This is a genomic window from Acidovorax sp. BL-A-41-H1 (genome assembly GCF_051942715.1).
In genome coordinates this window covers 652102-673710 of the sequence record NZ_JBPVJQ010000003.1, presented here as the reverse complement: position 1 = coordinate 673710, position 21609 = coordinate 652102, and the positions used below count along the sequence as shown (strand labels likewise).

General features: G+C 66.2%; 16 protein-coding genes. 1 reads left to right on the top strand and 15 read right to left on the bottom strand.

The window, feature by feature from the left end:
- Window positions 1-463: 463 nt before the first annotated feature.
- The 15 genes from ACTPOI_RS04095 to ACTPOI_RS04025 all read right to left on the bottom strand — a co-directional run bounded on the left by ACTPOI_RS04095 (window position 464) and on the right by ACTPOI_RS04025 (window position 20601).
- Complete coding sequence (locus ACTPOI_RS04095; protein ID WP_440106669.1) at window positions 464-1024, bottom strand: hemerythrin domain-containing protein; 561 nt, start codon at window positions 1022-1024, stop codon at window positions 464-466.
- A 10-nt stretch (window positions 1025-1034) separates the two neighbouring features.
- The gene (locus ACTPOI_RS04090; protein ID WP_440106667.1) at window positions 1035-1448 is read right to left on the bottom strand and encodes a ribonucleotide reductase subunit alpha; all 414 of its coding nucleotides are present in this window, start codon (window positions 1446-1448) and stop codon (window positions 1035-1037) included.
- A 110-nt stretch (window positions 1449-1558) separates the two neighbouring features.
- Window positions 1559-2221, bottom strand: coding sequence for a nitroreductase family protein (locus ACTPOI_RS04085; protein WP_440106665.1), 663 nt, complete (start codon window positions 2219-2221; stop codon window positions 1559-1561).
- Window positions 2222-2239: 18 nt separating this feature from the next.
- Window positions 2240-3559: an NnrS family protein gene (locus ACTPOI_RS04080; RefSeq protein WP_440106663.1), complete on the bottom strand. Its 1320-nt coding sequence runs from the start codon at window positions 3557-3559 to the stop codon at window positions 2240-2242.
- A gap of 55 nt (window positions 3560-3614) precedes the next feature.
- Window positions 3615-6059 carry an adenosylcobalamin-dependent ribonucleoside-diphosphate reductase gene (locus tag ACTPOI_RS04075; RefSeq protein ID WP_440106661.1) on the bottom strand — a complete coding sequence of 815 codons (2445 nt, stop codon included), beginning with the start codon at window positions 6057-6059 and terminating at the stop codon, window positions 3615-3617.
- Between the two features lie 142 nt (window positions 6060-6201).
- A complete protein-coding gene (locus tag ACTPOI_RS04070; protein ID WP_440106659.1) occupies window positions 6202-6876 on the bottom strand; it encodes a carbonic anhydrase in 675 nt (224 codons plus the stop codon).
- A gap of 32 nt (window positions 6877-6908) precedes the next feature.
- Window positions 6909-7850 (bottom strand): peptidylprolyl isomerase, encoded by a 942-nt coding sequence (locus ACTPOI_RS04065; protein ID WP_440106657.1) that lies wholly within the window; start codon window positions 7848-7850, stop codon window positions 6909-6911.
- A 26-nt stretch (window positions 7851-7876) separates the two neighbouring features.
- Window positions 7877-8608 (bottom strand): respiratory nitrate reductase subunit gamma, encoded by a 732-nt coding sequence (narI, locus tag ACTPOI_RS04060; RefSeq protein ID WP_440106655.1) that lies wholly within the window; start codon window positions 8606-8608, stop codon window positions 7877-7879.
- Window positions 8605-9306: a nitrate reductase molybdenum cofactor assembly chaperone gene (gene narJ, locus ACTPOI_RS04055; protein WP_440106653.1), complete on the bottom strand. Its 702-nt coding sequence runs from the start codon at window positions 9304-9306 to the stop codon at window positions 8605-8607. The genes narI and narJ overlap by 4 nt, the downstream gene beginning before the upstream one ends.
- A gap of 159 nt (window positions 9307-9465) precedes the next feature.
- Complete coding sequence (narH, locus tag ACTPOI_RS04050; protein ID WP_440106651.1) at window positions 9466-10989, bottom strand: nitrate reductase subunit beta; 1524 nt, start codon at window positions 10987-10989, stop codon at window positions 9466-9468.
- 23 nt (window positions 10990-11012) lie between these two features.
- Window positions 11013-14816 (bottom strand): nitrate reductase subunit alpha, encoded by a 3804-nt coding sequence (locus ACTPOI_RS04045; RefSeq protein ID WP_440106649.1) that lies wholly within the window; start codon window positions 14814-14816, stop codon window positions 11013-11015.
- Window positions 14817-14857: 41 nt separating this feature from the next.
- Window positions 14858-16270, bottom strand: coding sequence for a NarK family nitrate/nitrite MFS transporter (locus tag ACTPOI_RS04040; protein WP_440106647.1), 1413 nt, complete (start codon window positions 16268-16270; stop codon window positions 14858-14860).
- A 23-nt stretch (window positions 16271-16293) separates the two neighbouring features.
- On the bottom strand, window positions 16294-17586 hold the full coding sequence (locus tag ACTPOI_RS04035; RefSeq protein ID WP_440106645.1) for an MFS transporter: 1293 nt from the start codon (window positions 17584-17586) through the stop codon (window positions 16294-16296).
- Between the two features lie 301 nt (window positions 17587-17887).
- Window positions 17888-18622 carry a response regulator gene (locus ACTPOI_RS04030; RefSeq protein WP_440106643.1) on the bottom strand — a complete coding sequence of 245 codons (735 nt, stop codon included), beginning with the start codon at window positions 18620-18622 and terminating at the stop codon, window positions 17888-17890.
- Complete coding sequence (locus tag ACTPOI_RS04025; RefSeq protein ID WP_440106641.1) at window positions 18619-20601, bottom strand: type IV pili methyl-accepting chemotaxis transducer N-terminal domain-containing protein; 1983 nt, start codon at window positions 20599-20601, stop codon at window positions 18619-18621. Before ACTPOI_RS04025 ends, ACTPOI_RS04030 begins: the two co-directional genes overlap by 4 nt.
- A gap of 72 nt (window positions 20602-20673) precedes the next feature.
- Here ACTPOI_RS04025 and ACTPOI_RS04020 point away from each other — a divergent pair, with 72 nt between their 5' ends.
- Window positions 20674-21588 carry a ChaN family lipoprotein gene (locus tag ACTPOI_RS04020; protein ID WP_440106639.1) on the top strand — a complete coding sequence of 305 codons (915 nt, stop codon included), beginning with the start codon at window positions 20674-20676 and terminating at the stop codon, window positions 21586-21588.
- Window positions 21589-21609: the final 21 nt, after the last annotated feature.

Genomic DNA, 21609 nt, shown 5'->3' with positions numbered 1-21609 from the left:
GGACGGGATCGGACAAGGCAGGCAGCGGCCGAACGGTTGACGTGAACCAGGCACGTTGGCAACAGCACCCGAGTATCGGGCCAGCGCGCGGGCTCTGTTGCGTGGCTGCATGCCAAGGCGATATGGCAGCCATCGCCGGCTGGCAAAAGCGGCGTTGCCCACGCATTGGCACCTTGAAGCCGCCGGTACCCGCAGCATGCGACGGGGCGCGCATGGCCCGAGGGCCCCTTCCCGGTGCAATCACCGCAGCTCCCCCGCACATCGCGAACGCACCACATGAAGGGGCTGTGTGCTTGCCGCTGCGATGAGGGCAAACAACGGGGGACGCGTACCGGGCAGGCGGGTGGCCCTGGTGCGGGGCGTCGCCCAACGGGCCCAAAACAGGCGTTTACAGCCAAAAACAGGCCAAAACAGGCTCAGGCCCTGATAACAAATGCCCCCATTGCTATTACTTTCATAGCAATTAGCCAGCGCCGCGCCGGGCGGCCATTTCCTGCCCCATGCCAGCAAGTGCGCGTGGCGCCAGCAACGCTTCGGCGGCAGGGTAAGCGCTGCCCTCTTCCGCGGCGATGTGGTCGGCATAGCGCCGGGCAAAACGGTCCATGGCCACGTCGTCGTCCGGGGTGAACGCCGCGGCCTCGCCACCCACCAGCTTCTGCAGCGGCAGGCGCGCCGCGGCCCAGTCGGCCGCCATGTGGCGGTGGTCGTCCTGCAGGCGCTCCACCAGTGCCTGCATCGTGGCCGACCCCTGCGCAAGCAGCAGCGGGAACACGTGCAGCTCCTCGTCCTGGTGGTGTAGCGGCGCGGCGATATCGAAATAGCGAAGTACATCGCGGGCCGCATCGCGGGCGGCCTGATCGGGGCCCCGTTTGTGCACATGGTCGCGAAGGCGCGCAAGCAGGTCGAGTGTGCGCTGCACGCGATCGTGGCAGGCCTGCAGCATGGCAAAGGGCTCGTCAAAGCCGACGGCCGGCGTACTGAAGCCGGGCAGGTGGCGCGCGGCGGCGCCCGGGCTGGAGGCCATCGGCGGCCCCTCAGCCAAACCGCACCGGCTGCCCGCTGCGGTCAAACGGAATGTAGGCGCCGTGCGCGCCGCCCTTGATGGCGTCGACCATCCGCTGCAGCGGGGCCTCGGCGTCGGCGCTGGTGGGCGCCTTGTTGAGCGTGCCCGACATGGCCGCGGCAAACACGATGGTCCAGTCGTGACCGGGTGCTGTGAATTGCTGCGCTTCGTCTACCAGCGCTGCAAACGAAGCGAGTTCCTGCGGTGTCTTGTCCACGCACATCCGTGGCACCAGGGCGCCGCCCTGCCCGGCCTCGAACCGCACGCGCTGGGCGGGAGTGGCGTCGTCGGGCAGCTCGGCCGCGGCGAACACAAACAGCAGTCGCTGGGGCTCGGGCTGCTGGCGGGCAGCCATCAGCAGGTCGTCAAAGCTGGCAATTTCCATCTCAAGTCTCGCAATCGCAGTCAAAGGTATTTTGGTGGGCCCGCGCGCTGCACGGACCATAAAAGGTCGTACAAGGCGGGTGGGCGCAGCGCATCAAGAAGCTGTCGGAATCAAAACCCGGGCACCACGCCGCGGCGTGCGTCCAGCGTGCTCACATAGCGGCGCACGGCAGGCCGGGCACGCGCAGCCTTGCGCGACTGCACCGTGCCGATGCTGATGAAACACAGCGCCTGCTCTGTGGGTGCTACCTGGAACAGCGCCCGCAGGCTTTGCGACTTGAGCGCCTTGCCGCTGGTGAGCGCAGAGCCATAGCCCTGGGCCGTGGCCATCAGCAACATGTTCTGCACGGCGCAGCCGGCAGACACCAGCCTCTCGGCGGCGTCCACCTCAGGGTCGCCGCTCTGGGTATCGACCACCGCCAGCATCAGCACGGGCGAGCGAAACGCCTTTTCGCGCGCCTGCTCGATCTGATCGGGCATGGCAGCGGGGTCGCGCTCGACCAGCGCCTGCGCAAACACCTCGGCCAGCGCAGGGCGGCTGGCCTCGGGCACCAGCACGAAGCGCCAGGGCACCAGCTGGCCATGGTCGGGCGCGTGGGCGGCGGCGTTCAGGATCTGGGCCAGCTCGTCCGCACCGGGGCCGGGTGCTGCCAGCCGCTTGGGCAAGATGGTCTGGCGCGACTGGATGAGCGTAGCGGCCATGGCCGCGATGTCGTCTTCTGCCGCGGGCGCAGCCGGCAGATTTTGGGTCAGGGGCCAGGGAATGACAGCCATTGCAGATCCTCAGGTAATTCAGCCGGGCCGGCCGTCGGCGCGCAGGCGGCCATACCAGCCGCCCAGCCGCACGCCCCACACCGCCATCGTGGCCGCCCACAACAGGGCCGCGGTGGGCAGCAACCAGACCCAGGCCACACCAAACATGCCCGGCACCTCGGCGCCGATGCGCAGCACTGCAGCCAGCTGCAGCAGCCAGAACAGTGTCCAGGCGATACGGTCGGCCACCAGGGCGCGGCCGCTATGGCCGCACGACACGCGCGTGACCATTGCCAGCATCAGCGATGCCAGGCAACCCATGGTGAGCGCATGCAAGGCACCCAGCCCCAGCGCGCCCAGGCCAAAGCCCCACGCCAGCCAGTGCGACGCCCCCGCCAGCACAAACGCAACGCCAAGCCATACAAAGCCGATGTGCAGCATGGCCAGCAGCCGGTTCCTGAGACTTTGCACCAGGCCCCACACGCAGGCCAGCCACACCAGCACGCCACCCACCAGCAGCTGCAACGTGCCCAGCACCAGCGTCCACGGCGGGCCCGCGCCCACCACGGGCACACCAGCCCATTCCAGCCACGCCGCCGCCACCTGCATGAGCGCTGCGCCCAGCATCAGCCACAGCAACCAAAAGGGCCGCCACGCCTGCACCATGGGCATCGCGCTCGATGTGAAAAACGGAATCATGCGGTGGGCCACGCTCACGTACACCACCACGACAAAGCCCCACAGGGCCGAATAGATGAACGCCCGCGACAGCGCGTGCGTGCCAAAGGCCAGACTCAGCCACAAGCCCGCCACACACAGGCAACCCACCACGCAGCCAGCGGCGATCACGCGGGCATGGACCTGATCCTCTGCCCGACTGGCATGCACGCGGCCCAGAAACAGCGCCGTCATCCACGCCAGGCCCAGCCCCGCCAGCGCCAGCCCGACCAGCGACGCGCCAATGCGCCAGTGCGCGCCCGCCAGCCACAGCAGCCAGCCCAGCGCCTGCAACACCAGCGGCGCTGCAATGGACCGCGTGGGCAGTGCATCCACGCCCAGCCACTTGGGGCCCGCAGTGAACAGAAAGCCCGAGAAAAACAGCGGAATGAACCCCAGCACCATTACCGCTGCATGGATGGTGGTGGGCGACATGGCGTAGTACATGCCCCACCAGCCGGTGGACCGCGCCACCTGTACCGCCGCCCACCAACCGCCCGACGCCACCAGCACCAGCATGGCCAGGAAAAACCCGAGCCGGTGCGGCGCCAGCATGAGGTAGCGCGGGCGCCACGCAGCATCCTGCTGCGCGATGGCTTGGGCCGTGGGCTTGGCGGATGCGAGCGGAATGGTGCGGCTCATGCGCGGCCCGCCGTTGGCTGCAACCCGGACTGCAGGCGCGTGCAGACAGCTGTGCTCATCCGCAGGTACCGAGATGCCCGCACTGCGTGCAGTAGTCGCAGCCATCCTTGCGGATCACGGCATGGGCGCCGCACTCGGTGCACTTCTTGCCAGCCATCGCCTGGGGCACTGGCGCGGCCACGGCTGGGGGCTCATCCAGCGGCAGTTGCTGCTGCACGGGGTCGGAAACGCGGCGCGCCAGGATGTTCTGGATGGCATAGGCCATGGCCGCCACTTCGGAGTCGTGCCACATGGGCACGACGGTGCCGTCGTCCTTGCGGTGCGTGCCCAGGCGCACAGGGCCGCGGTCCCACGCCACCTTGCGCATGTCCGACAGCGCCCGCTCCAGGAACCCGCCACGCGCTGCCAGCGACAGCATGCGCATGCTGGAGGTGATCCACTGCTGCGATTCGCCGCTTTGCCCCACGGGCATGAAGAATTCGATGGCACGGTCCACCGTGCCATTCCCGATGCCTGTGGGCACGGGCAGGAACGAGACGATGAGGTACAGCGTCTTGTGGCCTTCCTGCGTCCAGTATTCGAGCTTTTCAGCCACGGCCGAGAGACCGCCGCGCGGGCGGCTTTCGATCACGGTGCGCATCGGGTCCACAGGGATGGCGGGCGCTGCAGGCGCTGGCGCGGCCTTAGCAGCCGGCGTCGGGGTGTGCACTTCCAGCACCGATCCCAAGATGGCGTTGGGCCGGTACGTGGCCAGGCCCTTCAGGCGCGCCTGCCAGGCCTGCATGTACAGGTTCTTGAAATCGTCGTAAGGGTAGTCCGCGGGGATGTTGACCGTCTTGGAGATGGCCGTGTCCACAAAGGGCTGCACCGCCTCCATCATGGCGATGTGGTCCTGCGCCGACATGGCCAGCGCCGAGACGAAGTAGTCGGGCAGCGCATCCACATTGCCGCCCAGCTCGCGGTACAGGCGCCAGGCATGGTCTTCCACCGCGTACTCGGTGGTGCTGCCGTCGGACTCGCGCTTCTTGCGCTTGTACATCCACGAAAACGGTGGCTCGATGCCGTTGGAGGCATTGTCGGCAAACGCCAGGCTCACTGTGCCCGTGGGCGCAATCGACAGCAGGTGGCTGTTGCGGATGCCATGCGCGCGGATGGACGCCTTGATCGGCTCGGGCAGGCGGCTGGCAAAGGTGCCTTCTGCCAGGTACTGCGCGGCATCGAACTTGGGGAATGCACCCTTCTCGGTAGCCAGCGCCACCGAGGCGGTGTATGCCGCATCGCGCATGCATTGGGCAATGCGTGCCGCCATCTCGCGGCCTTCGGCCTGGTCGTAGCGCAGGCACAGCATGGCCAGCGCGTTACCCATGCCGGTAAAGCCCACGCCGATGCGGCGCTTGGCAGCAGATTCCTCGCGCTGCTGCGGCAGCGGCCAAAAGGTCACATCCAGCACGTTGTCGAGCGCCCGCACCTGCAGCGCCACCACCTGTGCAAAGGCATCGAAGTCGAAAGCGGGCACGCCACCGAAGCCGAACGCATGGCGCACAAAGCGCGGCAGGATCACGGGGCCGAGGTCGCAGCAGCCGTAGGACGGAAGTGGTTGCTCACCACAGGGGTTCGTCGCCGCAATCTCTTCGCAGTAGCGCAGGTTGTTGTCTTCGTTGATACGCCCCAGGAACAAGATGCCGGGCTCCGCGAAGTCGTAGGCCGACTTCATGATGGTGTCCCACAGCGACTGTGCCTGCACGGTGGCATACACCCACTGGCCATCCGCCCGCTGGTGCGCGCCCTCGGCGAGCAGGTCGTCGCCGGGGCGGGCCTTGTGGACGAGGTCCCAGGTGCCCCCGCTCTGCACAGCCTGCAAAAATGCATCGGATACGCCCACCGACACGTTGAAGTTGTTCCAGCGCCCGGGCGTGCGCTTGGCGGTGATGAATTCCTGCACGTCGGGGTGGTCGATGCGCAGCACGCCCATCTGCGCACCGCGGCGTGCGCCAGCGCTCTCGACCGTGGAGCAGGACTGGTCAAACACGTTCATGTAGCTGCAGGGGCCCGATGCCATCGAGGCCGTGCCCTTGACCCGCGCGCCCTTGGGGCGGATGCGGGAGAAGTCATAGCCCACGCCACCGCCGCGCCGCATGGTCTCGGCCGCCTCGCGCAGGGCCTCGTAGATACCCGGGAAACCCTCGTCATCCACGCCCTGGATGCAGTCACCCACGGGCTGCACAAAGCAGTTGATGAGCGTGGCCTGGATGTCGGTACCGGCAGCACTCATGATGCGGCCAGCGCCAATCGCCCCGGCGTGCAGGTTGGCCAAGAACCGGGCTTCGTACTCAGAGCGGAGTTCAGGCGCTTCGGCAGATGCCAGCGCCCGCGCCACGCGGGTGTAAAGCTCGTCGGCCGTGGTTTCGCCGGGCTTGAGGTATTTCTCGCGCAGCACATCCAGGCTGATGGGCTGCATGGAGGTCGATGGGGAAAGGGAGGAAGTGGATTCGCGCTTCATGGGTGCAGATGATTGGGGTTGGGGCGGCGGCTGCCTTGCGTTTGGTCAACAAGGTGCCAATGCATGCCCGGAGTGCCCGAAAAGGGGGCGGCCGGCGGCATGACACGAGCGCGCCAGAGACGTGAGCATGCACCCTGCCGGTCTACTCTGCAAGGATCTGGCCGTCGTGTTCCACGTAAGGCTGGTAAGGCCCCGTTCCGCTGTTGTCGGCAAGCGAAGCCGGTACAAAACCGCCGGTCTGGACGTCGAACACATGGACCTCGCCCTCCTCGATCACGTAGTGCCACCCATGCAGGCTGATCTGCCCTGCCTGCACACGGCTGCGCACCATGGGGTACTCCATGAGGCGCTCGAGTTGCAGCACCACCGCACGCTGCTCGGTGCGGCGCAGCGCCTCGGGGCCGGGCTGCACGGGCAGCAGGGCTTCGCGCCCCAGGTCGAGCCAGCGGTTGAGGTTGGGGGCCTCGGGCGAGACCTCACCATACATCGCCTTGATAGCCCCACAGTGACTGTGGCCGCACACGATGATGCGGCTGACATGCAGGTTGAGCACGGCAAATTCGATGGCCGCCGTAGTGCCATGGTGACCATGCGATCCATCGTAGGGCGGCACAAAGGCACCCACATTGCGAACCAGAAACAGCTCCCCAGGCCCGGCGCCCGTCAGCAGGTAAGGCACCAGGCGCGAGTCCGAACACCCGATGAACAGCGTGGTCGGATGCTGTCCCTCATCCACGAGCGCCTGAAAGGTCTGCCGGTATTGCGGGAACGCGTCGTCGTGGAAGCGCCGCAGGCGGGCTAGCAGTTCATCGGGCATACAGTTTTTTCAGTTCGTGACGCCATTTACGGCTACTGAACCAGTGGAGATTCGGCAGCGTCCAGTTCCACACCTTCCACCGCGGCCGCGCCGGCCAGCAGTTGCAGGTACTGGCGCAGCGCATTCACCCAGGCCTGCTGGCGCAGCGTGAGCGCAATTGCGTTGCGGACCTCTTCAAACGCAGGCTGCTGGCCAGGGTCCCGCGCGACCACTTCCACCACGTGCAGGCCAAAACGGCTGTGCACCAGCCGGGCCAGCACGCCGATCTCGGCGCCACCAAACACCTCGCGCGCAAACTCGGGGGCGCAGTCGGCGCGCGTGAGCCAGCCCAGGTCGCCGCCGTGCTGGCCGCTGGGGCAGTTGGACCACTGGGCGGCTGCCTCGGCAAATTTGGCACCGCCGTCGTCTGCGCAGCGCAGATCGATCAGCATGGCCTCGGCCCGCAGCCGCAGTTGCTTCACATCCACGCCGGGCGTCACGGCGAACAGCACGTGGCGCAAGTGGGCGCGCTCGCCGTGGGCATGTGCCGCGGGATGTGCGTCGTGGTAACGGCGGCAGGCTTCTTCCGAAGGCTCGGGGATGGCAAGTTCGCGCTCCAGCAGCTGCTCGATTGCGCCTGAGGCCTGAGCGCTGATGGCGCCGCCGGTGCCAGGCGCGTCGTCCTGTGCGAGCAGGCCAGCGTGCTGTGCCGCCTGCCGCAGCAGCTCGGTACAGGCGCGCTGGCGCAGGGATTCTTCGTCCAGCATCTCCTGCGGGCTGTTCAGCGCCACGCCATTGATGCGCGCCACCGGTGCGGCGGCAAAGCTGCCTGCTGGCGGCACGCTGGCGCTGGGCGCCAGCACGGGCGCATCCGCCATCGATGCCGACAGCGCCTCATAGGCTGCCGCCTGCGTGGGCGTCAGCGTGCTGGCAGGTGCCGCACTGCTGGATTCTGTGGAGCTGCAGCCGCAGCCCCCGGTTCCACATCCGCTCATGGTGTACTCCTTGGGGTGGTGGTGTTTCAGGCGCGGCGGTCTTGCGACTGCATGTGGCCGGCGGGCAGGTTCATGCGGCGTGCGCGCACCACCTGGTAGGGGCGCAACACATAGGCCAGCGTGCCGAAGCCGCTCCACACGTGCACCAGGCGGGTAAACGGGAAGACCAGGAAGATCGTCATGCCCAGGAACATGTGGGCCTTGAAGATCCAGCCGGCTTCAGCCAGCAGCTCGACGCCGCCGCTGCGGAAGGTCACCACGCGCTGGCCCCATTCGGCCAGCTTCATCATCATGGAACCGTCCAGATGCTGGGCCGACAGCGGAATGGTGGCCAGCCCCAGGGCCAGCTGCAGCCACAGCAGCACGAGGATCAGGATGTCGCTGGCCCTGGAGGTAGCGCGGATACGCTCATCGAAGAGCCGGCGGTGCAGCAGGATGGACAGGCCGATGAAGGCCAGCACACCTGCAATACCCCCCGTCACCATCGCCATGATCTGCTTGGCGCCTGCGGTGATGAAGGCTTCGTACAGGAAGTGCGGCGTGAGCATGCCCACGGTATGACCGAAGAACAGGAACAGCACGCCCACATGGAACAGGTTACTGCCCCAGCGCAGGCTGCCGGTACGCAGCAGCTGCGACGAATCGCTCTTCCAGGTGTACTGGTCGCGGTCGAACCGCGCCCAGCTGCCAATGAAGAACACGGCCAGGCAAATGTAGGGATAGATGCCGAACAACAGGGTATCAAGCCAGGCGGTCATACGGAGACTCCTTCTGGGGCCCGCTCTGCGCGGGGGGTACGAACAAAATGCATCGGTTGGGGCTGCTCGGGCTTGGCCTGGCCCTGGGTGCTGCAACCGCCAAACGCCTCGGGCTCGGCCCAGACCTCGTCCATGGGCGGCTCGGGCGTGAGGGCCACCGACTGCACGCGCTGGCCCGACACCTCGAGCACGGCGGCAATCACGCTGGCGTAGGGGCTGCTGCGGGCGACCAGCGCGCTGAACAGCGCGTTCAGGATGTGGGCCATCTCGCCCAGGAATTCCTTGGCCACTTCAGGCGGCTGGGTGGAGGCGAACTCCAGCACCACGGGCAGGTGATCGGGCAGCTCTTCCGCGTCGAACTTCAGGCCCGCTTTTTCGTAGGTCTGCAGCAGGTCGATGAGGGCCGGCCCGCGGTCACGCGAGTCGCCATGCACATGCTCGAACAGGTGCAGCGATGTCTGGCGGCCCCGGTCGAAGTTGTCCACGTAGCGGGCTTCCGCTTCCAGCGGGTCGAGTGCTGCCAGGTGCTGACACACGGCTTCGAGTTCGGCCATGCGCTCGCTGGTCAGGGCTTGCTCCACCTGCAGCGCATCGATCAGCTGCGGCATCACGCTGCGCAGCTGCGCATCGGGGTAGCTCAGCAGATAGCCCAGCGCGCGCAGGGTCAGGCGCAAAGAGGTCGGGTTCTTCTTGAACATGGTGGTTTCCTTGTTTTCAGTGGCCCATTGCGCCAGTTGTGAACTGAGGCGAATGAGACTGGCGCAGCGGTATCGCGAGGACGGCCAGCAAGTGCCGCCCCGCAGCAAAGGCCGTCGTCCCCCTGAAGGGGGAAGGCGCGAAGCGACTCAGGGGGTGTTTCATACCGTGGCCTTGATCGGGATGGTCCGGGGCTTCTTGCCGCCAAACATGCTGACTTCGGTAGCACCATCGGAGCAGCCGTTACCGAACGAGAAACCGCAACCGCCACGGATGTCGAACGCGTTTTCGGCGTATTCGCGGTGAGCCGACGGAATGACGAAACGGTCTTCGTAGTTGGCAATCGCCATCACGTGGTACATCTCCTCAACCTCGGCCATCGACAGGCCGGCCTGCTGCAGCACGGCCAGGTTCTGGCGCTGCTCCACATGCTTGTCGCGCTGGTAGGTGCGCATGGCCAGCATGCGCTCCAGTGCGCGCACCACGGGGCCGGTGTCGCCGGCGGTGAGCAGGTTGGCCAGGTACTGCACAGGGATGCGCAGTTGCGACACATCGGGGATGTCGCCATTCACACCCACATGGCCTGCGTTGGCGGCGGCCGTGATGGGCGAGAGCGGTGGCACATACCAGACCATGGGCAGCGTGCGGTACTCGGGGTGCAGCGGCAGGGCCACCTTCCACTGCACAGCCATCTTGTAGACGGGGCTGTTGCGCGCGGCGTCCATCCAGCTGTCGGGAATGCCGTCGATGCGGGCCTGCTTGATCACGTCCGGATCGTTCGGGTCCAGGAAAATGTCGAGCTGGGCCTGGTACAGGTCGCGGTCGCGCTCCACGCTGGCGGCTTCCTGGATGCGGTCTGCGTCATACAGCAGCACGCCCAGGTAGCGGATGCGGCCCACGCAGGTTTCCGAGCACACTGTGGGCTGACCGGCCTCGATGCGGGGGTAGCAGAAGATGCACTTCTCGGCCTTGCCCGACTGCCAGTTGTAGTAGATCTTCTTGTAGGGGCAGCCGCTCACGCACATGCGCCAGCCGCGGCACTTGTCCTGGTCGATCAGCACGATGCCGTCTTCCTCGCGCTTGTAGATCGAGCCGCTGGGGCACGACGCGACACAGGTCGGGTTCAGGCAGTGCTCGCACAAGCGCGGCAGGTACATCATGAAGGTGTTTTCGAACTGGCCGTAGATGTCCTTCTGGACATCGTCGAAGTTCTTGTCCTTGCTGCGCTTGCTGAACTCGCCGCCCAGGATTTCTTCCCAGTTCGGGCCCCACTCGATCTTCTCCATGCGCTTGCCGGTGATCAGGCTGCGCGGCCGTGCGGTCGGAGCAGCCTTGGTTTCGGGCGCCGACTGCAGGTGGTCGTAGTCGAACGTGAAAGGCTCGTAGTAGTCGTCGATCTGTGGCAGGTTCGGGTTGGCGAAGATGCGCATGAGCAGCTTCCACTTGCCACCCTGGCGGGGGGCGATGGAGCCGTCCGGGTTGCGTACCCAGCCGCCGTTCCACTTGTCCTGGTTTTCCCACTCCTTGGGGTAGCCGATGCCAGGCTTGCTCTCCACGTTGTTGAACCAGGCATATTCCACCCCGGGGCGGCTGGTCCAGACGTTCTTGCAGGTGACGGAACAGGTGTGGCAACCAATGCACTTGTCCAGGTTCAGCACCATGCCGATTTGTGCGCGAATTTTCATCGTGTTTCTCCTTGTCTTCGGCTTCAGGCGTGCGTGGCCGAGGTGGCGACTGGCTCGTCATCAAGCCAGTCGACGCGGTCCATCTTGCGCACCAGCACGAACTCGTCGCGGTTGGTGCCGATGGTTCCGTAGTAGTTGAAGCCGTAGCTCAGCTGCGCATAGCCGCCGATCATGTGCGTGGGCTTGAGCACGATGCGGGTGACCGAGTTGTGGATGCCGCCGCGGGTGCCGGTGATCTCGGAGCCGGGGGTGTTGATGATCTTCTCTTGCGAGTGGTACATCATCACCATGCCAGGGTTCACACGCTGGCTCACCACCGCACGGGCTGCAATGGCACCGTTGGCGTTGAACAGCTCGACCCAGTCGTTGTCCACGATGCCGGCGCTCGTGGCGTCGTCTTCGCTCAGCCACACCACCGAACCACCACGGTTCAGCGTCAGCATCATCAGGTTGTCGCTGTACGTGCTGTGGATGCCCCACTTCTGGTGCGGCGTGATGAAGTTCAGCGCAATCTCGCGGTTGCCGTTGGGCTTCTTGCCTTCGACTTCTTCCAGCGTCTTGAGGTGCACCGGTGGGCGGTAGCTCACGAACCCTTCACCAAAGTCACGCATCCAGGGGTGGTCCTGGTAGAACTGCTGGCGGCCGGTGAGAGTGCGCCATGGGATGTACTCGTGCACGTTGGTGTAGCCGGCGTTGTAGCTGACCTTTTCGCTTTCCAGACCGCTCCATGTTGGCGAGCTGATGATCTTGCGCGGTTGCGCCTGGATGTCGCGGAAGCGGATCTTCTCGTCCTCGCGGTGCAGGGCCAGGTGCACGTGGTCGCGGCCCGTCTGCTTGCCCAGTGCTTCCCAGGCCTTGCAGGCCACATGGCCGTTGGTTTCGGGCGCCAGCATCATCACCACTTCGGTGGCGTCGATGTCGGTCACGATGCGGGGCATACCCTGCGTCACGCCCTCTTCCTTCACGCGACCGTTGAGGTCGCCGAGCTGGCCGACTTCAGTCTGGGTGTTCCAGCCAATGCCCTTGCCACCGTTGCCCACCTTGTCCATCAGCGGGCCCAGGGCAGTGAAGCGCTTGTAGAGGTTCGGGTAGTCGCGTTCGACCACGGTGACCTGCGGTGCGGTCTTGCCGGGGATGAGTTCACACTCGCCCTTCTTCCAGTCACGCACGCCGTAGGGCTGGGCCATTTCGCCCGCTGTGTCGTGCATGATGGGCGTGAGCACCACGTCCTTTTCCACGCCCAGGTGTCCCACGCTGACTTCGCTCACGGCCTTGGCGAAACCCTTGTAGATCTCCCAGTCGCTCTTGGCCTGCCAGGCAGGATCCACTGCGGTGGACAGCGGGTGAATGAAGGGGTGCATGTCGCTGGTGTTGAGGTCGTTCTTCTCATACCAGGTGGCCGTGGGCAGCACGATGTCCGAGTACAGGCAGGTCGTGCTCATGCGGAAGTCCAGCGTGACCAGCAGGTCCAGCTTGCCTTCAGGCGCGTTGGTGTGCCACTGCACTTCCTCGGGCTTGGCTTCGTCCTTGCCCAAATCTTTGCCCTGCACACCATGGGTGGTGCCCAGCAGATGCTTGAGGAAGTACTCATGGCCCTTGCCCGACGAGCCCAGGATGTTGGAGCGCCACACGAACATGTTGCGCGGCCAGTTGGACCGGTGGTCCGGGTCCTCGCAGCTCATCTCCAGGCTGCCGTCCTTCAGGGACTTGACGACGTAGTCCTTGGCGTCCATGCCTGCCGCAGCTGCATCCTTGGCCACCTGCATCGGGTTGGTCTTGAGCTGGGGCGCCGATGGCAGCCAGCCCATGCGCTCGGCGCGCACGTTGTAGTCGATCTGGGCGCCGTGGTAGGCGCGGGCATCGGCCAGGGGCGAGAGGATTTCTTCCATGCCCAGCTTCTCGTAGCGCCACTGGTCGGTGTGGGCGTAGAAGAAGCTCGTGCTGTTCATCTGGCGGGGTGGGCGGATCCAGTCCAGCGCAAAGGCCAGCGCCGTCCAGCCGGTTTGCGGGCGCAGCTTTTCCTGGCCCACATAGTGCGCCCAGCCGCCGCCGCTTTGGCCGATACAGCCGCACAGCATCAGCATGTTGATGATGCCGCGGTAGTTCATGTCACTGTGGTACCAGTGGTTCATGGCCGCGCCGATGATCACCATGGACTTGCCATGGGTCTTGTGGGCGTTGTCAGCAAACTGGCGGGCCACGGTGATGATCTGCTCGCGCGGCACACCGGTGATCTTTTCCTGCCAGGCAGGGGTGAACGGGCGGTCGGCGTCATAGCTACCACCGGCTTCTTCACCGGGCAGGCCACGGTCGATCCCGTAGTTGCCGGCCAGCAGGTCGAACACAGTGGCCACCATCACGCGGCCCTGGGCTTCGTGACCGTCCAGGTCGAGGTGGGTGACGGGCACGCGGCGCACCATCACATCACCGCCCTGATCGTTGGCGGTGAAGTTGGGTGCGTGCACGCCGCCAAAGTACGGGAAGGCCACGTCGGCCACGTCATGCGGCTGCTCGCCGTCTTCGATCACCGACAGCTTGAGCCTGACGTCATTGCCGGTGCGGGCATCCTTGTTTTCCAGGTTCCACAGGCCCTGGTCGGGGCGGCCGTCGGTACCCCAGCGGAAACCGATGGAGCCGTTGGGCAGCGTGACCTGGCCCAGCTCGTCGTAGCCCACGGTCTTCCAGTCGGGGTTGTTCGACTGGTCGAGCTTGCTCGGGAAATCGCTGGCGCGCACGTAGCGGTCGGGCACCATCACGGTCCGGCCATCGGGCAGCGCCTTTTCCTTGAGCACTACCAGCAGCGGCAGGTCGGTGTAGCGGCGGGCGTAGTCATCAAAGTAGGCACTGCGGCCCTTGCCGCCGTCCTTGAAGTAGAACTCCTTCAGGATTACATGGCCCATGGCCATTGCCACGGCTGCGTCGGTGCCCTGCTTGGGGTGCATCCACAGGTCGCCCAGCTTGGCGACTTCGGAGTAGTCAGGCGTGATCGACACGACCTTGGTGCCCTTGTAGCGAACTTCGGTCAGGAAGTGGGCATCGGGCGTGCGGGTCTGGGGCACGTTGGAGCCCCAGGCAATGATGTAGGAGCTGTTGTACCAGTCGGCCGACTCGGGCACGTCGGTCTGCTCGCCCCACACCTGCGGGCTCGAGGGAGGCAGGTCGCAGTACCAGTCGTAGAAGCTCATGCACACCCCGCCGATGAGGCTGAGGTAGCGCGAGCCTGCGGCGTACGAGATCATCGACATCGCCGGGATGGGCGAGAAGCCGATGATGCGGTCGGGGCCGTGCTTCTTGATGGTGTACACGTTGGCCGCGGCGATCATCTGGTTGACTTCGTCCCAGGTGCTGCGCACGAAACCGCCCAGGCCGCGCTGCTTTTGCCATTCGCTCTTGGCGGCGTCGTTTTCTACGATGCTGGCCCAGGCATCCACCGGGCTCTTGGCCAGGGCAATGGCGGCGCGCCAGTGCTTGAGCAGGCGGCCACGCACCATGGGGTACTTCACGCGGTTGGCGCTGTACAGGTACCAGCTGTAGCTGGCGCCGCGCGCGCAGCCACGGGGCTCGTGGTTGGGCAGGTCGGGCCGGGTGCGGGGGTAGTCGGTCTGCTGGGTTTCCCAGGTGACGATGCCGCCCTTGACGTAGATCTTCCACGAGCAGCTGCCCGTGCAGTTCACGCCGTGGGTGCTGCGCACGATCTTGTCGTGCGCCCAGCGGTCGCGGTAGGCGTCTTCCCAGGTGCGGTCTTCACCGTTGGTTTCGCCGTGGCCTTGTGCAAATGTCTCGCGGGGCTGCGAGAAGTAGGAAAGGCGGTCGAGAAAATGGCTCATCGGAGGCTCCTTGTTCTGCTGTCTTGTTCGGGGGTGCCTGCTCAGCAGGGCATCTCGGCGTGCTTGCGGGCGTAGTACCACCAGGTCAGCACGATGCAAACGATGTAGAACGCGAAGAACGTCCACAGCGCGGCGTGGGGGCTGCCAGTGAGTGCGATGGAGCTGCCGTAGCTCTTGGGGATGAAGAACCCGCCGTAGGCGGCCATGGCGGCCGTGAAGCCCAGCGTGGCGGCGCCCAGGGTGTTGCCTTCCTTGTTGGCGCTGGCCATGGCGGCGGCGTTGTTCCTGTCCACGCCTCGCATGGCTTCGGTCAGGAAGATCACGGGGATCATGCGGAAGGTGGAACCATTGCCGATGCCGGTGGTGAGGAACAGCACCAGGAAGCACACGAAGAAGCCTGCAAACTGGCCCTCGTTGCCTGCCGAGGGCAGGAACACCGTCACGCCCACCACGGCAATTGCCATGACGATGAAGTTCCACAGCGTGACACGCGCACCGCCGAGCTTGTCAGCCAGCCAGCCGCCAAAGGGACGGATCACAGCGCCCACCAGCGGGCCCAGCCATGCGTAGGCCAGCGGGTTGACACCGGGGAACTGGCTCTTGATGAGCAATGGAAAGCCCGCGGCGTAGCCGATGAACGAGCCGAAGGTGCCCAGATACAGCACGCACATCAGCCAGTTGTGCTTGCGGCGGAAGATGGCGGCCTGCGCAGCGAACGAGGCACGCGCATCGGCAATGTCGTTCATGCCGAACCAGGCGGCCAGTGCCGTCAGCGCAATCCATGGCACCCAGATGAATGCAGCGTTCTGCGTCCACACCTGCACGGTCTGGCCGTTCTTGACGATGGTCTGGCCTTCGCCGCCGAAGATGCCGAAGATGCCGGCCGTGACGACCAGGGGGCTCAGGAACTGCACGACCGACACGCCCAGGTTGCCCAGCCCCGCATTCACGCCCAGCGCCGAGCCCTTGCGCTCCTTCGGAAAGAAGAAGCTGATGTTGGCCATGCTGGAGCTGAAGTTGCCCCCGCCCAGGCCGCACAGCAGCGCCAGGATGAGCATGGTGGGGTAGGCAGTGGTGTTGTCCTGCACCGCAAAGCCAATACCGATGGCGGGGATCAGCAGGCTGGCGGTGGAGATCGCCGTCCAGCGGCGGCCGCCGACCAGTGGCACCATGAACGAGTAGAAGATGCGCAGCGTGGCACCCGAAAGCGCCGGCGCTGCGGCCAGCCAGAACAGCTGGTTGGTCGAATACTTGAAGCCGAGGCCGGGCAGGCTCACGGCGACGACGCTCCAGACCTGCCAGATGGCGAAGGCCAGGAACAGTGCGGGCACCGATATCCACAGGTTGAGCTTGGCGACGGCTTCGCCCTCGCGCTCCCAGAACTTCTTGTCCTCGGGCGCCCAGAGGGTGAGCAGGCGCCCCTGGCGCCCGCTGGTGGTGGTCGTGGCAGACATGGTGAGGTTTCCTTCGAGAAAAATCAGCGGGTGGCAGGCAGCGCGGCCGTGCCCTGCGAGCCCATGAGGCGGGTGTTGCGCACTTCGGTGAAGTACATCCAGATGAGCGACACCCAGACCACGCCGTACATCAGCATGAAAGCGCTGGAGCGGATGCCCGTGAGGTCCATCAGCGCGCCGAACAGGATGGGCAGGATGAAGCCGCCCAAGCCGCCGGCCAGGCCCACGATGCCGCTGATGGCACCGATGTTTTGCGGGTAGTCGTCGCTGATGTACTTGAAGACGCTGGCCTTTCCGAAGGCCCAGCAGATGCCCAGCAGGAACATCAGGCCGGTGAACAGGTACACGTTCAGGCCGATGTGGAAAGTCTTGGGGCCGTTGACGGTGACGATGGTGAAATCGGTCTGGGGGTAGCTCAGCAGGAACAGGCAGATCCAGCTCACCCACATCACCCACCAGGTCACGCTGTGGGCGCCGTACTTGTCGCTCAGCATGCCGCCAATGGCGCGCAGAACACCGCCAGGCAGCGAGAAGCAGGCGGCCAGAAGTGCAGCCACGCGGATATCAAGACCGAACTCGCCCACGTAGTACTGCACCATCCACAGTGACAGGGCCACATAGCCGCCGAACACGATGCTGTAGTACTGGCAGTACTTGAGAACCTTGGGGTCCTTCAGCGCCTTGAGCTGGTCGGTGAACTTGACGTTGCTGGGTACCAGGTGGGCCGGGTCGCTGTGGCTGAAGCACCAGAACAGCACCAGCGTGCCGAGCATGATGGCCGCATACACCTGGGGCACCATGGTCCAGCCAAAGGCCACCAGCAGCACGGGGGCGACGAACTTGTTGACCGCTGCGCCCGAATTGCCTGCGCCATACACGCCCATGGCCGTGCCCTGGCGGTGCTTGGGAAACCAGCGCGCCACATACGGCGTGCCCACCGAGAACGAGCCGCCAGCCAAACCCACGAACAGGCCGATGGTCAGGAAGTGCCAGTACTCGGTGGCATAGCTCATCATCCAGATGGCCGGCACGGTGGTGGCCATGACGCAGGCCATGACGATGCGGCCACCGAACTTGTCGGTCCAGATGCCCAAGGGGACGCGCACCAGCGATCCGGTGAGCACGGGCATCGCCATGAGCAGCCCGAACTGCGTGGAGTTCAGGTTCAGCATCTTCTTGATGGGGATGCCGATCACGCCGAACATCATCCAGACCATGAAGCACACGGTGAATGCGAACGTGCTGACGATGAGCACCGACCACGCCTGGCGGGTGCGCTGGGGGCTTTCGCCCGGGGGCAATGCAGTGTGGGCCATTGCGCGATTCCTCTTTTTTTGCATGAGAGGAATGGTCGCGTGAATGGGGCTTGCTGCCCATCCTTCTCTAGACGAGCAGAGCCAAAGCAAAAGGACTACTCCCGCTGGCGCAACCCTCGTCCTGAAGAACTACTCGTCGTCAAAACGACGGCCGGTACGCCTTCTTTTGATGTGGATCAAGACGCCCGGAGCACAAAGACTTTCGCCAGCTTGCTGGTGGCAGGCAAAAGCATGCAGCAAGGCGCACACGGGTGTGACAGAGGGCCGTGGCAACGCCACGCAGCCGGGCAGGGCAGACAGGTCAGCGTTGACGGTCGGATGCGTAGACCGCAGCCTGCACGCGAGAGCTGAGACCCAGCTTGCGCAGGATGTGCTGCACGTGGATCTTCACGGTGGTCTCGGCGATGTCGAGCACGCGCGCGATTTCCTTGTTGCTCAGGCCGCGTGCAATCTCGCGCAGCACGTCTTCTTCACGCGGCGACAGGGGCGACACGCCGGCCGCATCGCCCGACTCAGACGCCTCGCCCTGAGCAGGGAGCGCGGCACCCAGCGGCGCCTCTGGTGCACCCTGTGCTTGGAAGGCCGCCACCAGCTTGCCCATCAGCTCGGGGCTGACCACCGGCTCGCCGCGTGCTGCGCGCCGAATGGCCTGGGCCAGCAGGTCGCCGTCGATGGTCTTGAGCAGGTAGCCTAGCGCCCCATTGCGCAGGGCTGCGGCCAGGTCCTGGGCTTCCTCGCTCACCGTGAGCATGAGCACGCGCGAGCCGGGCGAGACCTCGCGCAGGCCCTGGATGGCGTCCACGCCCATCACGCCGGGCAGGTGGTTGTCGAGCAGGATCACCTGTGGCCTGAGCTGGGGCGCCAGCCGCAGCGCCTCGGCGGCATCACCCGCCTCGCCCACCACCTGCAGGCCGTCGTCCTGGCCCAGCAGCGCGATCAGCCCGCGGCGAAACAGGGTGTGGTCGTCCACCACCAGCAGCGTGACCGGAGCCTGATCGCCCGGAGCGGGATGTGCCGCAGGGGGCGTGGGATTCATGGGGTGCTTTCGGCGTACTGCGCGGCGGCGGGCATGCGCGCCAGCGCAGCAGGATGAAGGGTGTGGACGGCGGGGATGGCGCCAGATGAGCGCTGTGCGTCCGCCGCGGGCGATGCGTGCGGGGTGGTGGGCAGCTCGATGCACACGCGCGTGCCGCGGCCGGGGGCGGAATCCACCTGCACCACTGCCCCCACGCGCTGGGCGCGCTCTCGCATGATGCCCAGGCCCACGTGCAGCGAATCGGGCGGTACGCTGGCCGCATCAAAACCACAGCCGTTATCTTGCACCTCAAAGCGCCAGCGCGGGTGGCGGTGCACGGTGAGCTCGACACGGGTGGCGCCAGCGTGTTTGCGCACGTTCGACAGCGCTTCCTGCACCATATGCAGCACCTGGATCTGCACGTCGGGCGCCAGCGGCAGGCCGTGGCCCGCCATCGTCAGCACGGTGGACATGCCTGTCTGGTGCTCGAACTTGGATAGCGTGGCACGCAGAGCGGACTCGATGTCCTCATCGCTGGTGCGGGTGCGGAAATGCACCAGCAGCTCGCGTACGTCCGAATAGCATTCGCGCACGCCCACATCCAGCTCGCCCATCGTGCGATCGCGCTTGGCATCGTCACCCTTGGCCACGGCATCGCGCAGCAGCTGGGTCTGGATCTTGAGGAAGGCGAGCGACTGGGCGATGGAATCGTGCAGCTCGCGGGCGATCATGCTGCGCTCCTGCGACACGGCGGCTTCACGCTCCAGGGCCGTGGCGCGCAGTCCTTCCATGGCGCTGGCCAGGTGGCGCGTCATGGCTTCGAGCAGGTCGCGCAGCTCACCCGTCAGCTCCACGGGCGTGCGGAAGAACAGGTCCACCTCACCCAGCACGCGCTGCTGCATCTGCACGGGGATGCTGACCATGGTTTCAAAGCCGGCGTCCCGGCAGTGCGGAAGGGCCAGATCGGTCACCGAAGAGATGGGGATGACGCGCGTGCGAGCCTCGGCCTGTGGTTGCCCGCACAGGCAGCTGGCGGTGGGCACGCAGTGCTCGCCATCCACCAGCGCCTGCGGCAGGCCATCGCCGGCCAGCAGCACGTAGCGCTCGTTGGCCTCGTCTGACCATCGCACCGCCGCAGCTGCTGCCCCGGCCACGCGGCGGATCTGGGCCACAAAGCCCTGGGCCAGCACTTCCAGGCTACCCGCGGTGGAGGCCAGCGCGCTCACTTCGTACAGTGCCTTGAGCCGCTGGTTCTGCACGGCAATGCTGGCGGTCTTCTCGCGCACCTTCAATTCCAGCTCGTCGTGCGATGTCTGCAGCGCATGCGCCATCAGGTTGAAGCCGGCCGACAGCTGGCCGAACTCGTCATCGGTATCGACCGGCAGCCGCGCATCCAGCTCACCCTGGCGCAGGCGCGCCTGGGCCTGTTGCAGGCGCGATACCGGGTTGATCACCAGCAGATAGCTGACGGCCATGAAGGTGACGGCCGCCACCACGGCCAAAGCCATCATGAACAGCTGGAACAGGTGCAGCGCGGCCGTCCAGCCGGCAATCTGCAGTTCGATGGCGTCCACAAAGGCATCGACCTCGCGCACGAACTCATCGGCCTGCGCCAGCGTGGCGGCCCGGTCGGGCGGCAGCGGGCCCACCCAGCCGGTGCGCGCATGCGCCCAGCGCACACGGATGGCATCAAACAGGGTGCGGGTCTCGTCGCTCCAGGGCACAAACAGCGGGCGCGACGGGTCGCCGGTGCGCAGCAGGTCCAGGCTGGCGTCGAACAGGCGGGCGCGCTCCTCCACGGCCGCGGGCGGTTCGGTCTGCAGCACCAGCACCATGCGCAGCATGTTCATGCGCAGGCGGCCGGCCTCGTTGACGGCCGCTGCGCCGCCTTCGAGCTTCCAGGTCACCCACAGCGTCAGGCTGATGGAGGCCAGCGCCACCATGAGAAAACCCACGCCGAGCGCGAGGAGCTTGGTGGTGAGCGTGGGCTTGTTGCGCATGGGCGCAGTGTAGGCACGATAGGGGTGCGGTTTCTTGACCTGCGTCAAGTCGGCGCGGCGTAGCATCACGCCATGCAAACACCCGGATTACCCATCGCCGCGCTTTGGCGCGCCCCCGTAGCCAAGACGCTGCTCGCGCTCGGGGCCCTGGCTGGGCTGGCGACGCTCACCGGTTGCGCCGCCAACCCTGCGACGGACACCACCGCTGGTGCAGCGCCCGGCTGGGGGCGCCACGTCGATGCACTGTTGCCTGCCGACGTCCTGCTGTTGGGCGAGCAGCACGATGCCACCGAACACCAGCGCCTGCAGCGCGATACCGTGCAACGGCTGGCCGAACGCGGCCAACTGGCCGCCGTGGTGATGGAAATGGCCGAGCACGGCCATGGCACTGCGGGCCTGCCCGCCAGCGCGACACCGGACCAGGCCCGGGCGGCACTGCAATGGAACGACGCCGCCTGGCCCTGGCAGGCCTACGGCCCGGTGGTCATGGCCGCCGTACAGGCGGGTGTGCCCGTGCTGGGCGGCAACCTGCCGCGCAGCAGTATGCGGGCGGCCATGCAAGACACCGCGTGGGACGCCCATCTGCCGGCAGCCGCCCTGCAGCGCCAGTACACCGCACTGCGCGAAGGCCACTGCGGCCTGCTGCCCGAGTCGCAGATTGCGCCCATGGCACGCATCCAGCTTGCGCGCGACGCCAGCATGGCCCAGACCGTGCAGGGCGCACTGCAGCCGGGCAAGACGGTGGTGCTGATTGCCGGCGCCGGACATGTGCACCGCAGCATGGGTGTGCCCACGCACTGGCCTGCCAGCGTGCGCGCGCAGGTTGTGGTGGCGCGTGCCGGTGCGGGTGCGCCAGTGCCCGAGCCAGGTGACGCCGACGCCGTGCTGGAAACTGCCGCCGCGCCAGCACGCGATGCCTGCGCCGAACTGCGCCAGCAATGGCAGGCACGGCCCGCCGCGCAACCGGCCGCGGGTGCCAGGCCCTGAGCCGCGGCACTGGTACCTGCC